15 protein-coding genes are annotated in these 13,130 nt (G+C 44.2%); 9 read left to right on the top strand and 6 right to left on the bottom strand.

What is annotated here, in order from left to right:
• Positions 1–12: 12 nt before the first annotated feature.
• Both QWZ13_RS06495 and QWZ13_RS06490 read right to left on the bottom strand, forming a co-directional pair.
• Positions 13–915 (bottom strand): ThiF family adenylyltransferase, encoded by a 903-nt coding sequence (locus QWZ13_RS06495; protein ID WP_290281042.1) that lies wholly within the window; start codon positions 913–915, stop codon positions 13–15.
• Entirely contained in the window at positions 893–1,618 is a 726-nt protein-coding gene (locus tag QWZ13_RS06490; protein ID WP_290281041.1) for an N-acyl amino acid synthase FeeM domain-containing protein, read from the bottom strand. Before QWZ13_RS06490 ends, QWZ13_RS06495 begins: the two co-directional genes overlap by 23 nt.
• 382 nt (positions 1,619–2,000) lie before the next feature.
• On the opposite strand from QWZ13_RS06490, the gene pfkA reads away from it, so the two are divergent.
• Genes pfkA through QWZ13_RS06470 form a run of 4 tightly spaced genes read left to right on the top strand, consistent with a single transcriptional unit; the run spans position 2,001 to position 7,472 of the window.
• On the top strand, positions 2,001–2,993 hold the full coding sequence (gene pfkA / locus QWZ13_RS06485) for a 6-phosphofructokinase (protein WP_353958973.1): 993 nt from the start codon (positions 2,001–2,003) through the stop codon (positions 2,991–2,993).
• 40 nt (positions 2,994–3,033) lie between these two features.
• The gene (locus QWZ13_RS06480; protein WP_290281040.1) at positions 3,034–3,198 is read left to right on the top strand and encodes a hypothetical protein; all 165 of its coding nucleotides are present in this window, start codon (positions 3,034–3,036) and stop codon (positions 3,196–3,198) included.
• Positions 3,131–4,369 carry an efflux RND transporter periplasmic adaptor subunit gene (locus QWZ13_RS06475; protein ID WP_290281039.1) on the top strand — a complete coding sequence of 413 codons (1,239 nt, stop codon included), beginning with the start codon at positions 3,131–3,133 and terminating at the stop codon, positions 4,367–4,369. Before QWZ13_RS06480 ends, QWZ13_RS06475 begins: the two co-directional genes overlap by 68 nt.
• A gap of 10 nt (positions 4,370–4,379) precedes the next feature.
• Positions 4,380–7,472 carry an efflux RND transporter permease subunit gene (locus tag QWZ13_RS06470; RefSeq protein WP_290281038.1) on the top strand — a complete coding sequence of 1,031 codons (3,093 nt, stop codon included), beginning with the start codon at positions 4,380–4,382 and terminating at the stop codon, positions 7,470–7,472.
• Positions 7,473–7,555: 83 nt separating this feature from the next.
• Here QWZ13_RS06470 and QWZ13_RS06465 read toward each other — a convergent pair whose 3' ends face one another.
• The 3 genes from QWZ13_RS06465 to QWZ13_RS06455 form a co-directional block, all read right to left on the bottom strand.
• Complete coding sequence (locus QWZ13_RS06465; RefSeq protein ID WP_290281037.1) at positions 7,556–7,879, bottom strand: encapsulin-associated ferritin-like protein; 324 nt, start codon at positions 7,877–7,879, stop codon at positions 7,556–7,558.
• A gap of 65 nt (positions 7,880–7,944) precedes the next feature.
• Positions 7,945–8,283, bottom strand: a complete 339-nt coding sequence (locus tag QWZ13_RS06460) for a hypothetical protein (RefSeq protein WP_216001255.1) — start codon at positions 8,281–8,283, stop codon at positions 7,945–7,947.
• A gap of 2 nt (positions 8,284–8,285) precedes the next feature.
• A complete protein-coding gene (locus tag QWZ13_RS06455; RefSeq protein ID WP_290281036.1) occupies positions 8,286–9,221 on the bottom strand; it encodes a flagellar protein MotY in 936 nt (311 codons plus the stop codon).
• Here QWZ13_RS06455 and QWZ13_RS06450 point away from each other — a divergent pair.
• From QWZ13_RS06450 to QWZ13_RS06435, 4 genes are read left to right on the top strand one after another with little or no spacing between them, the layout of a single operon-like run.
• On the top strand, positions 9,213–9,383 hold the full coding sequence (locus tag QWZ13_RS06450; RefSeq protein WP_290281035.1) for a hypothetical protein: 171 nt from the start codon (positions 9,213–9,215) through the stop codon (positions 9,381–9,383). The genes QWZ13_RS06455 and QWZ13_RS06450 overlap by 9 nt on opposite strands.
• Positions 9,364–10,032, top strand: a complete 669-nt coding sequence (rnt, locus tag QWZ13_RS06445) for a ribonuclease T (RefSeq protein ID WP_216001257.1) — start codon at positions 9,364–9,366, stop codon at positions 10,030–10,032. The genes QWZ13_RS06450 and rnt overlap by 20 nt, the downstream gene beginning before the upstream one ends.
• Before the next feature lie 4 nt (positions 10,033–10,036).
• Positions 10,037–10,345: an MTH1187 family thiamine-binding protein gene (locus QWZ13_RS06440; protein ID WP_216001258.1), complete on the top strand. Its 309-nt coding sequence runs from the start codon at positions 10,037–10,039 to the stop codon at positions 10,343–10,345.
• A 57-nt stretch (positions 10,346–10,402) separates the two neighbouring features.
• A complete protein-coding gene (locus QWZ13_RS06435; RefSeq protein ID WP_290281034.1) occupies positions 10,403–11,770 on the top strand; it encodes an MATE family efflux transporter in 1,368 nt (455 codons plus the stop codon).
• A gap of 39 nt (positions 11,771–11,809) precedes the next feature.
• On the opposite strand, the gene trxA is transcribed toward QWZ13_RS06435, so the two are convergent.
• Positions 11,810–12,133, bottom strand: coding sequence for a thioredoxin (gene trxA, locus QWZ13_RS06430; RefSeq protein WP_216001260.1), 324 nt, complete (start codon positions 12,131–12,133; stop codon positions 11,810–11,812).
• A gap of 88 nt (positions 12,134–12,221) precedes the next feature.
• On the opposite strand from trxA, the gene QWZ13_RS06425 reads away from it, so the two are divergent.
• On the top strand, positions 12,222–13,127 hold the full coding sequence (locus tag QWZ13_RS06425) for a LysR family transcriptional regulator (RefSeq protein ID WP_290281033.1): 906 nt from the start codon (positions 12,222–12,224) through the stop codon (positions 13,125–13,127).
• The last annotated feature ends 3 nt before the right edge of the window (positions 13,128–13,130 follow it).

The raw sequence follows: 13,130 nt of genomic DNA, 5'->3' as shown, positions 1-13,130 counted from the left end.
CTGTCAAAGAGGCTAACCAACTTTCGCGTTTACTAGTTGATCCCACAGGCCAATTTTTTGCATTAGCTGCTTACCTGCCAACAATTTTAGCCGCTGCATGGGGTGCTTGTTGCCTCCAAACAAATATCGTTTCACCCATTGTTGCTTATAAGCATCAAACTGGCGATACCAGGGCGCCGGCAGTGTTCCACCTCGCTGAAGCAACAACCGAACGGATTCGCCACCGATCATTGCCGCCGCAAGTTGCGTGCCCAGAATGGAGCTCGGACCTGTTTGCTGTTCACCGTCTGCGAATGATAAATCCATATAAGAACGCTGCAGCCCTTTCGGGGCTAGCCCAACTAAGAATTTTAATATTTGCTCGGCATAGGTATCGGTTTTTTTAAAATTAAAGAACTCATCAAAGCTCATCCCCTTATTCGGCAAATATACCTGCAAAGTGGCGGAAAACCCTAATGGGGCGGCCGTCATGGCTGGTAGCTGCGCGTATTGTGCCGCTTCAAACAGGGCGCGGCGAGCGTCTATGGCATAAAAATCAATGCCATCCAATACTAGGTCGCAACCAAAAACAAATTTATCGGCGTTTGCCCTTTTTACAGGCTCACGAAATATTTCGACAACAGCGGACGGATTAATACTCAAGATACGATCACGAACCGCCTCGGCTTTATTTTGATTCAAACTATGAGAAGTCGCACCTAATTGCCGATTAATATTGGCGACATCAAACGTATCTGGATCGCATAATCGAAACTTTCCCACCCCTAATCGTGCCAGCGTTTCAGCGACGGTACTGCCAATACCGCCGCAGCCGGGAATTGCAACTAAACAATTGAGCAGTTGCTTTTGTTCCGATGCATTGATTAAACCGGCGTTACGCGAAAATGCCGTATCACATGACCACTGAGAATTCATTTGAAACTCCTCCGTCGTATATAGGTTGCTTCGCTAAATTTTCTTCTAGCGGGCAGGCATAAAGCAAAACAGGTAATTGTGCTTTACCATCGAAAGAAATAGTCTTAGATGCAACGACCTCACCTACCATCTTTCTTTTATAGAAATTCAACAGCCGTTCGTTAAAGTAAAGTACCACCGTATCGACATTAAAAGTCCCTGCCTGCGCCCAAAAGTACTCGAACGATTGTTTCCGAAGTAACGCGCTGTGAAATAAAGGGGACATCGAAAAACGCCACGCATTTAACAATCTGTGCTGCTGCCTCAACTGCGCTATGTCATCTTCAAAGTGTCGACTTACCGGCATACCGTCAACACCGTCTAACGTGAATGAAAACGTGCCCGCCAAACGACCGCTTTGGTGTTCAATGGAGATGATATGCGTGTGATCGTGATCATCGAAGACAGGGTCTTGAACCGCTTGAAGGGCTTTTTCTGGTGTAACATCACCTTCCATAGATAAGTTAGCTGCGGCCATCCGATGTAAGCGATCTAACCGAGCCAAATGAGAACCTGGTTGCAACCGAGCGTACTTAAAGGTTTGAATGCGACTGTCCGTTTCCGATTCTGTGTGTTGAGATTGCGTATCTTGAACTAAAGCGTTTGCGGTTAAAGTCATAGAGTTACCTATCGTTGAAGTGGCACTTTCATCTTTAGAGTACAAAGTGTTCTTGCCACCAAGTATAAAAATGACACTGTGCTAGATTATTTTCGACACAGGTCACAACTTCGATCGGTAAATACCGCTTCACAGACAACAATTTGACAGTTTCTCAGTCTACTGCTGAAAATTTCACCGAATATCTGTCATATTGCAAAGCTGGTGCCAATGATCTCCATCCTTAGCGAATCACTTTAAAAAGCTCAAAACATTGTTTTGGGCCGTGTTAAAATTCTTAATTCCACTTTTGTAAAAATCCTCCTTAATTTCGGGCGAATATCCGTGTGAGTCACCTTTAAACATGGACGAAAAGGGTAAAAATGTAGTTTAATTACATTTTTCTCAATATGAATCACACCTTCCCTGCTCTTTTATAGCAGTTTGTGTGAGTAATGACCGAAAAGGTGACCTTTCCATGATTAAGAAGATCGGTGTTTTAACTAGTGGCGGTGACGCTCCTGGCATGAACGCAGCACTTCGTGCCGTAGTACGAACCGCCCTAGGCAAAGGCCTAGAAGTTTATGGTATTCGTGACGGCTACCTAGGTTTGCACCAAAACCGCATTTCAAAGCTTGAGCGATTTGATGTGTCGAACATGATAAACCGAGGCGGTACCTTCTTAGGGTCTGCTCGTTTTCCTGAATTCAAAGAAAAATCCGTTCGAGAAGAAGCTATAGAAAACCTAAAAGAGCATGGCATTGAAGCCCTCGTGGTCGTTGGGGGCGATGGTTCTTATATGGGAGCAAAAGCTCTGACTGAAATGGGATTCCCTTGTATTGGCTTGCCCGGTACGATTGATAACGACATCACTGGAACCGATTATACCATTGGTTTCCACTCAGCGTTGAACACTGTATTAGATGCTATCGACCGTTTACGTGACACCTGCTCGTCACATCATCGAATCTCCATTGTAGAAATAATGGGTCGTTACTGCGGTGACTTAACAATACAAGCCTCTATTGGCGGCGGCGCTGAATTCACGGTCATTCCTGAAAAAGAGTTTGATGAAGAAGAACTCATCAGCGCAATAAGCAACGATGTAGAGCAAGGTAAAGATCATGGCATTATAGCCATTACTGAACACGTCACCGATGTAAACGCCTTAGCTCGTCGTATTGAGTCTCGCACGGGTTTAGAAACACGGGCCACAATTTTAGGGCACACTCAGCGCGGCGGTGCACCCTGTGCCTTTGACCGTGTGATGGCCAGCCAAATGGGAGCCTTTGCCGTAGATTTGCTGCTCAAAGGCGAAGGTGGCCGATGTGTCGGTATCCAATCTAACAAGCTGGTTCACCACGACATTATTGAAAGTATTGAAAACATGAGCCGCCCCTTTAATCAAGAACTCTACGATTTAACCAAAACTCTTTCATAGTTTTTCATCTACAAACCTATTGATCAGCTGATCGGTAGGTTTGATTCTTTACCACCCTAAACTTTACATTCTTGTCATCCAGATTCTATTTGTGTGCGTACTCTTTGGTAATTCTCACAATTCTGGAGCGTTGGCCAATGACCAGCCGCAAAAAAAAATTCTTTTACCCTATTGTAGTTATCGCCGTAGGTGCCTTAATCATTAGCTGGATGGTTACAAAACCAAAGTCGAGTTTAGAAGCCAAAGACTCGCAAGCCATAGACCCACTCCTCAATGCACCCAATGTAGAAACCATAGTGGCGACTCCTGACGAATTAGCGCCGCAAGTTGTTTTATACAGTCAATTTAAAAGTGCTCAGCAAATTGAGTTAAAAGCCCCCATTTCAACAGATGTCATTAGCGTCAACATTCAAGAAGGACAGCGCGTTTTAGAAGGAGACCGACTGATTGTTCTCGACACAGCCGCATTGCAAAGACAACTCAACCAGCTTGCGGCTAGGAAACAGGAAATTTCTGCCCGTCTGGCGCTCGAAACGAAAAATCATCAGGCCAACATAACGGCATTACCCATAGAACAAAACCTAGTCGACATAGCGCAACGCAGCGTAGACAGACTCTTCGGTCTGCAAAACAATAATCTGGCATCAAACGCCGACTTAGAAAATGCTGAGCGTACGTTGGCAAACCAGCAGTTAGCGATTCAAAACAGACAGTTGGCCATCAGCCGATTTACAGCCATTGAAAGCCAATACCAAGCACAATTAACCGACATTGATAGCCAATTAACGCAAGCTCAACGCAATATAGAAAACGCCTCTATTTTTGCACCTTTCGCTGGTGTTGTTTCAAGTCTACAAGTTCAACCTGCAGATTCCGTGATTTCTGGCAGCGTATTGCTTAGCTTAGCCAATGAACAACAGAAGCAATTAGTGGCTTGGATATCCGCAGAAACATTACCTGCCGCTGATGAACTGGTTTCTTTCACGGGGATAGTAGAAACACAATTTGGTGCAATAGACGTTCAATTACAAAGTATAGACCCAGTATCTCAAGCTGGCAGTATGCGATTAATCTTTCAACTGGTCGATTCTTCTAATGCGTTAACGCTGAATCGCTACTACCGACTATGGCTAAACCTACCGAAAGTTACTTCAATTGCCGTTCCACAAAGCTCAGTGTACAGCGATCAGTATGTTTACGCTGTTGAAGATAATTCACTCACTCGACACAGCATAAAAGTAGTGGGTGAGCGCATGATAGATGGAAGGTTATGGCGGCTTGTTCAAGGCAACATACAAGAAAAAAATATTTTAGTGACTCGCTTACAAGATGCCGTGAATGGGCTTGCCGTAAAACCAACATTAAACGCGCTTTAGGGAAAACACTGTGAATTCAATCATTGAAGCTTTTGCTCGCCATAAAATTGCCCCGAATGCCGTTATGTTTATCGTCATTTTTTTAGGCCTAGTCGGGCTCAATCGAATCAACACTCAATATCTACCCGATTTTGATTTGAGCTTGATTATCGTCAGTACCCCATGGGAAGGAGCAAGCACCGAGGACGTTCAAAAAGGCTTAGCGATCCCAGTCGAAAATGCCATATTGGCATTAAAGGATGTCGATCGAGTTTCTACCACGAGCATCGAAGGTCGAACATCTATGACGGTCACTTTAAAGGACTCTGCTGAATCCGTCAGCCAAATGATTTCGGAGATCGAAAAATCGATAGCGACGCTAGAACTGCCTGACGGTGTTGGCGATTCAGTCGTCGAGGCGTTATCCATTCCCGACCCAGTTGCAGATGTGCTCATCTATGGTGATTTAAGTTACGATGAATTGTCAGCCATCGCTAAACGCGCTGAACAAAGTCTAAAAAACGCAGGAATTAGCCAAATAGAAATTACGGGTTTACCTACTGAGAGCGTCGTTGCCGAACTTAACATTAATACGCTATTAAGTATGAATGTTGGCATTGGCGCATTAGCGGATCAAATCAATCGAAATAATGCAACGGCCCCTGCCGGCATTGCGGGTGAAAACAGTATTGCCAACCAACTCAGATTTAACGAAAAAGAATCCACCGCAGAAGACATAGCAAGACAAGTGGTCCGCATTAACAATCAACCAATGCCGCTGAATCAAATTGCGACGGTTTCAACCCAATATGATGAATCTGAGGCCAAGATATACTTTCAAGACCTTCCCGCTATTAAACTGTCTTTAAGCCGTGGGTCTGGTGAAGATACACTCGACGCGGCCGAAAGTTTAACTCAGTGGCAAGAAAGTTTTAGTACCACCTTACCTAAAGATGTAAACATTCATATCTACAATGAAGCCTATGACTTTGTGAAATCACGGATAAAAATCATCCTAGACAATGGCATCGGTGGCTTGCTCATCGTGCTTATTGTGCTGTTTATATTTTTAAATCACCGATTAGCTTGGTGGGTTGCGGTCGGAGTTCCGGTTAGTTTTTTAGCAACCTTCATATTTTTAGAGTTAAGCGGTAACTCTATTAATGTGATCAGTTTACTGGGCTTTTTGATCGCGCTCGGTGTTATCGTAGATGATGCCATTGTTGTAGGTGAAAATGCTTACGCAAACATGGAAAACGGCGATGATGCTGAAACTGCGGCCATAAAAGCAGCAAAGAAAATGCTGCCCGCGGTGTTTGCCAGTTCCGTTACGACTGTCGCCGCCTTTTTACCTTTGCTTTTAGTAGGTGGTGTGGCCGGAGCATTTGCCAAAGGTGTGCCTATCGTCATCATCATGGCGATCGCCGCTTCTCTGATCGAATGTTTTATTATATTACCTGGGCATCTAGCGCACTCTTTCAAAAAAGGTAACGTGAATAAGCCGAACAAGTTTCGCCAAAGCTTTGAACAAAAATTTAATTGGTTTAGAGAAAACGTCATCAGAAAATTGGTCACTCATGCAGTGAACTATAGAGCCACTACGTTCAGCTTGGTAGTACTTTTGCTGGTTTTATCGATCACTCTGTTAACCACCGGCCGCGTGAAGTTTGTTTTTTTCCCAGCCATTCAAGCCCCAGAGTTGCAAATAAATGTAGAATTTTCTGAAGGTTCTAAGGCAAGCGCTGTTGAAGACTATTTGATGGATTTAAAAACAGCACTGAAAAATATTGAGCAAGAAGCAGAAAGCAAGTTCATCAATACCATTGTTTTGGAAACCAATAAGGGCGCTATTGAGCAAGGGGCTTTATTTATACAGTTTGAAACTGACCGCAGTGAAACAGTGAACAACGAATTTATAACCAACACTTTAGATAAAGATGTACCTAAACCGGCCAACTTAATCTCGATCGCATTTGTAGAAGGTGAGCAAGGACCTTCTAACAACGGCATTAATCTAAGACTGGTGAACGAAGATACAACTCAGCTACTGCGAGCCAGTCAATTTATAAGAGATGAACTAGCAAAGCTAAACAGTCTAACAGAAATCAAAGATGACCTGCCGTTGGGTGCAGAACAAATCAGCTTAACACTCACACCAGACGCTCAAGCGCTTGGCATTACGACGGCTGATTTGGCTAGAAATATTCGGACCCTTGTCGATGGAACCCTAGTACAAAACCTACAATTAAATGGTGATGAATTTGAACTCACATTGCGCGTATATGCCGAACAAACAGACAACTGGTTTTTGCTGTCTCAGCTACCCATTGCACTCGGCAATGGAGACAGCAAACCTTTATCAGCATTAGCGGTACCTACAGCGAATCGTTCTATCGCACAATTAGGGCGCGTCAATGGTGAATTAAGTGCCGAAATCACGGCAAATAAACTCAACGACACAGTGAATATTAATGAAGTTAATCGGATCATTGATACCGAGTTAAGAGCCAAGTTTAGTGAACAGTTTCCTAACGTAAAACTGTTGCTAGAAGGCGACCAGGCATCGCAAGGTGATTTTTTCGAAGACGTTAAAATTGGCGGTATGCTGGGCTTGCTACTGATATTCATTGCACTGGCGTGGGTATTCGAAAGCTGGGTGTGGCCCTTTGCAGTGATGAGTGCTATTCCATTTGCGCTCACAGGTGCAATTGCGGGTCATTGGGTCTTAGGGTTAGAACTCAGTGTTCTCAGCATTTATGGAATATTTGGTTTATCGGGCATTATCATCAACGATTCGATCGTTTTGGTCAGTTTTTATCGAGACTTACGTGCTAAAGGCATGGCTATCAAAGACGCGGTTGTCGAGGCTAGCGTACAACGCTTCAGAGCGGTTTTATTGACTACTTTGACCACGGTTGGTGGCTTAAGCCCATTATTGTTTGAGTCTTCTTTTGATGCTCAGTTTTTAATACCCCTAGCCGCTGTCATTGCGTTTGGTTTAATGTACGGCATTGTACTTATTCTTTTCTTTGTACCCGCAATGTTAGTGAGTTTAGAAAATGCGACCGCCATGATTAAACGAGTAAAATCCGGTGAGGAACAAGTAGTAGTTCAACACGGTTAGATATTAATACGTTAATAAATGATCCACCCCACTTTGGCATGTTAGTACCGACACTAACATGCCATTTTTTTATAGTGAAGTACTTAGCTGTGAGAGATTTTTTTACTGGTAAATAGGTAGTCTTTTAGTTCTTTATCAAAGGTTTTATCTTTGCGACGAATCCACTCTAAAACCATAGCAGCGTGCTCTTTTTCTTCATCGCGGTTATGGATAAGTATGGCTTTTAGTTCTTCGTCTTTACATGCATCTACGCGTTGATTATACCAATCTACCGCTTCTAACTCTTCCATTAGTGAGCTAATGGCTCGATGCATATCGCGGGTTTCATCTGATATTTCATTAATGGGTTCGTGATAACCTTCATTGGCCATGCTGTTCTCCTCATTGATGGATAAGACAGAAAACACTCTATCAAATGCCTAATGAGATTGAAATTAATCAACATCATAGTTATTACTTATCAACCCATCAATCAGGCACGTTTTTGTTTCGCTTCAATGGGCCACAATTGAACCGCTTGTTGTTCTGGCTCGTAACGTAGCAAGGCATCGTAATTAAAACCACGCCAGCTAGATAAGTATTGACGAATAATAGGCATTCCCATGGTTTGCTCAGGAATCACTGCAATATTGTTATGCTGATCAATCAAGTGCCAAAATACTTGGTCTTGATAACTGAACACACTCACGTTACGTAGCTCGTCTATAACCAGCCGAGTTAACACGCCATTGTGTCGATACCAGTGCAGTTCACCTTGCTCAATGAACACTCCTTTGGGGTGCTGTTTGTCTAAAGACCACCATTTAACCATCGTTACGGCGCCTCGAATTTAGGTAAGCCCATCAAGGGGTCGTTTGGATCATCTTTGATTCGATCAAACTGTAACGTCACTCGCCTATTTTTAGCGCGACCCGCGGCTGTTTCATTGCTGGCAATTGGATAACGCTCGCCGTGATAACGGGTCAGAATCATTGCGGCATTGATGCCCTTGTTGACAAGGTAATCTGTCACTAAATAGGCGCGCTTTTCCGTGAGTCTGCGGTTGTCGTAGCGGGTGCCCGCACTGTCACTGTGAGCATCGACATATACCGCGGTCACTAAATCATCCGCTTTTAAGTAAGTGACAATGTCGTCCAGTTGAATTTTTGCGCGCTCATCAAGTTCAACACCCCCACTTGCAAAGCTGAGGGTAGTTCGTTCAATTTGGCTAAAATTCACCGGCAATAGACCCGCCTGACATGCAAGATAATCGTTATAATATTGTTTGAAATTAACGGGTGATATTTGCACACGAACTCTATCATCACCGTATTTCGCTTTACGGGTGAGAGTCGGCGCCATCCCTAAACCCAACTCGTCCATCATTCGGCCAGCTCGCGCCGTTTCAATTCGTATGGGTATTTGCTTATCTCGAACTCGCGTGTAGCCCAGCTCAGTAGTCAAAGCGCTTGAACGCCAAGATGGCGCTTCAATGGTAATGGCCGCGCTGCCTTCCGCCATCAAATTGCGAGTAGATTCTAAGTAAAACTCTAACGTTTCGCCGGCTTGGTGAAAAAACACCGCCAACCCATACTGAGGGATAGGCTGATAAAAGCTGCAATAGTACTGGTTGGCTTCCATATGCCACTCTGTATCGGTTAAACCAGTCCCAAACTGGACGGCAGGTGCAAAGCCGGATAATAAGAAGGCAAGGCACAACACCGCTAAAAAGGAAAAGACTCGCCTATTTGATAACTGTTTTTGCCGCATTTTGTGGGTTCCATTCATTCTTATGTATCTCAATTGCAAAGCTTGCGCCAACTTTTCATGATTGGACAGCGAGCGCTTGCGGCATTACCATATGCCGCCTTGCTAGGCTTAGTCCCTACCCCATATCAAATCTGGAGACCGTGTGACCGACATCGCCCCTGAAAACCTGCTTTCTCATCGCTTTCGCGGTTATTACCCTGTTGTTATCGACGTAGAAACAGCCGGCTTTAATGCACAAACCGATGCCTTGCTCGAAATTGCTGCCGTTACGCTAAAAATGGACGAAAACGGCATCATTATGCCCGATCAAACTCAATTCTTTAACGTCGAGCCATTTGAAGGCGCGAATTTAGAAAAAGCGGCGCTCGAATTTACCGGAATTGACCCTTATAACCCGTTAAGAGGGGCTGTTGATGAAGCCGAGGCACTCAAAGAAATTTTTAAAACCGTGCGAGCTGGCATGAAAGCCGCTGGCTGTAAGAGAGCCATCCTTGTTGGTCATAACGCTACTTTCGATCATAACTTTGTCATGGCGGCCGCCACTCGTGTTAATAATAAACGCAATCCGTTCCACCCCTTTTCAACGTTCGATACCTCGGCCCTTTCTGGCCTTGCCTATGGCCAAACGGTGCTTAAAAAGGCGTGTGAATTATCGGGCATAGAGTTTTCTGACAAAGAAGCGCATAACGCTGAATACGACACCGTAAAAACGGCTGAATTGTTTTGTAATATCGTGAATAAGTGGAAAGCTTTGGGGGGCTGGCCGTTACCAGAAGAATCGGAACCTTCCTCTTCAAGCTCAGTGGAGTAATTTTATGAAATGCATGGCTGATTTATGTGTCATTCCGTTTAACGGAAAAATATCCGTCGCTGACGAAATTGCAAAGTGCCATACTATTCTAAAGCAATTTGATATTGAAATTGCTTTACATGGTTACGGGACAAACCTTTATGGGGAGTGGGATGAAGTGTTCGCGGCCATTAAGGCTTGCCATGTGCAACTGCATGAGCATGGCATAGTTCGCATTTCATCTACCATTAAAGTGGGCACTCGCACCGATAAAGACCAACGCATCGATGATAAAATTCAAGCCGTTGAAACCCGATTAAATCAATCGACTTAACGCCACTATATTGCGCCGGTTATAAGCTTTCAGTTTAAACCGGTACCTACCCTTTTATTGAAGGTACTTATGACGAATCAAACCGATAAACTCGGCACCGCACCTATTGGGAAATTATTTTTCACCATGTCTTTGCCGATTATTATGGCCATGTTAGTCAATGGGTTATATAGCATTGTCGATGCAATTTTTATCGCACGCGGTGTTGGCAGTTTAGCCATAGGTGGCGTATCTATTGTGTTCCCGGTACAAATGTTGATATTTGCGTTTGCAGCGATTATCGGCAGCGGTTCAGCTTCCATTGTATCCCGTAAACTGGGTGCCAGGAAAAATGATGATGCTCGTCATACAGCGCAAACAGCACTGACCTTTAGCATACTTTTTTCGATTGTTTTGGCTGGCATCGTATTACTCGCCATGGAGCCCATATTACGTTTGCTCGGAGTAACAGACGCATTGTGGGATTATTCAGTGGACTATTTAAAGCCTTTACTCTTTGCAACGCCCGTGGCCATTGTTGGAACCGTGTTTAATGACATGCTTCGCGCCGAAGGTAAAATGCAATTCATGATGATGGTGATGCTGTTAGGCTCTCTTTTGAATGTAACCTTCGATGCTATCTTTATTTTTGGCTTAGATATGGGCGTTACGGGCGCGGCACTGGCAACAGTCATCGCGCAAATCAGCTCCATGTTATTGGCTTTTAGTTTTTATGTTCGCGGTAAAACTACGCTGCATTTATCCATCAAAGATTGGCGCATAGATACAAAGGTTCTTGCGGGGATCATTGCACTTGGCTTACCGTTTTTTATTTCACATGCGGGCGCCAGTTTTATGATAGCTACCGCAAACAATGCACTTTCAAACGTTGGCGGAGACGCGGCCGATATCTACATCAGTGCTTACGGTTTAGTAGGTCGAGTCATCATGTTTGTTATTCTCCCTTTGATTGGCATTATGATTTCATTTCAAACGCTTGCCGGTTACAACTATGGTGCTCAAAATTTTGATCGGGTTCGAAGCATTGTCAATATAGGCATCGGCTCTTCCACCTTATTGTGCGTGCTGATCAGTACCTTAATGGTATTCAGACCAGAATTAATGCTTGGATTATTTACAGACGACCCCGTATTGCTTGCGAAAGCGATTGAAATTGCCAAAGTCATCTTTATGTTGTTTTCATTTGCGGGCATCACCTTCATCATTACGGGTTATTTTCAGGCGACCGGCCACGCCCGTATGGCACTTATTGCCTCTAGTGCGAGGGTATATATATTTTTGATCCCTCTGCTGATTCTATTACCAAGGCAACTGGGCATCGACGGCATTTGGTATGCCTTTCCAATTGCCGATGGTTCAGCTTGCTTGCTTGCGGTTGTTTTGTTTATTCGTTACTACCGCCGTTTGTTAACTCATAATCAATAAAAAAGGGCTTTCGCCCTTTTTTTACTTGCCTGTTGAGTGTTACAAACTCTTATCAATAAACTGTTTTAACGCTGCACCTGGTTGAGCACCTACGGCGACATCGACCGGCTTGCCATCTTTAAACATCATTAATGTAGGTAATCCTCGTACGCCATATTTTGATAACACTTCTGGGTGATCATCAGCGTTTAATTTAACAATTGAAACTTTACCGTCGTATTCACTACTCAACGTATCTAACACGGGCGCAATCATTTTACATGGGCCACACCAGTCGGCGAAAAAATCGACCAATGTTAACCCTGAGCCCTGCTCAACTTGGTCATTAAATTGTGCGGCATCTAACATAGCAACGTTCGACATTTGTACTCTCCTCTATTTGAATGAGCACAGTGTATCGCCGCAAATTTCACTGCACTAGATGGCAATATAAGGCTACACTGTTCCATAAATGGAACAATGCGAGCAACACGTGGAACTGGATAATTTAAATCTATTTATAGAAACCATTAACCAAGGCTCAATTACCAAGGCAGCAGAAAAGCTCGGCAAACCTAAGTCGACGGTATCTCGGCAACTCACTGCCTTAGAAACAAGTTTAGGGGTTAAGTTAATGGAGCGAACAACGCGGAAACTACATTTGACCGAAGCCGGAGAAGCGCTTTACGCCCGCTCAGCCCCTTTTATTGAAGAGTTAAACGACATTGGGCAGGAGATCAACGCCTTTGCGCTCGAACCAAAAGGTCAGCTGAGCATTTTGTGGCCGCAAGAGCTTTTCACTCAAACCATGTCGGAGCTAATTTCAGAATTTTTAAACGAATACCCAAAGGTTTCTTTCTGCGGTACGCAATACAATGGCGTGGCTCCGAAGCTAAACCCTCAGATAGATTTACATTTTGTACTGCACCAACACCCATTACCGGACAGCGATTGGATTGCACAATCGCTCATGAGTATTCCACAGGGGCTGTATATTGCCGCACATTGCGCCAATAAAGCACCGAAACATTTAACAGAGGTCTCTGACTTCCCGTGTATTCTTCAAGGAGGCGAGCACCAATGGTTGTTTCGCAGGGAGCGTTCTTTAGACGCGATAGAAGTAAGCGGAAGGTTAACACTGAATAGCCCAGATATGCGCTTACAGGCTGCCATTCGTGGACTTGGCTTAGTTAGGTTACCTGTCTATTTAGCCGAACCTTATATAAGAAGAGGCGCGCTTGCGGCGGTAGCGTTAGAAGGAAAACCTGTTGCAGAGGAGCTTAGTGTTATTTACAAAAGCCGCCACTTACCCCTAAAAACGCGCTTATTTTTAGAGCATTTTCAAGGGCATCTCGGGCGGTTATACAGCCAAATTTAAGCG

Source organism: Reinekea marina, from assembly GCF_030409715.1.
GTDB lineage: Bacteria > Pseudomonadota > Gammaproteobacteria > Pseudomonadales > Natronospirillaceae > Reinekea > Reinekea marina.
The sequence above is the reverse complement of the archived record's forward strand: the minus strand, read 5'-3'. Positions and strand labels throughout refer to the sequence as shown.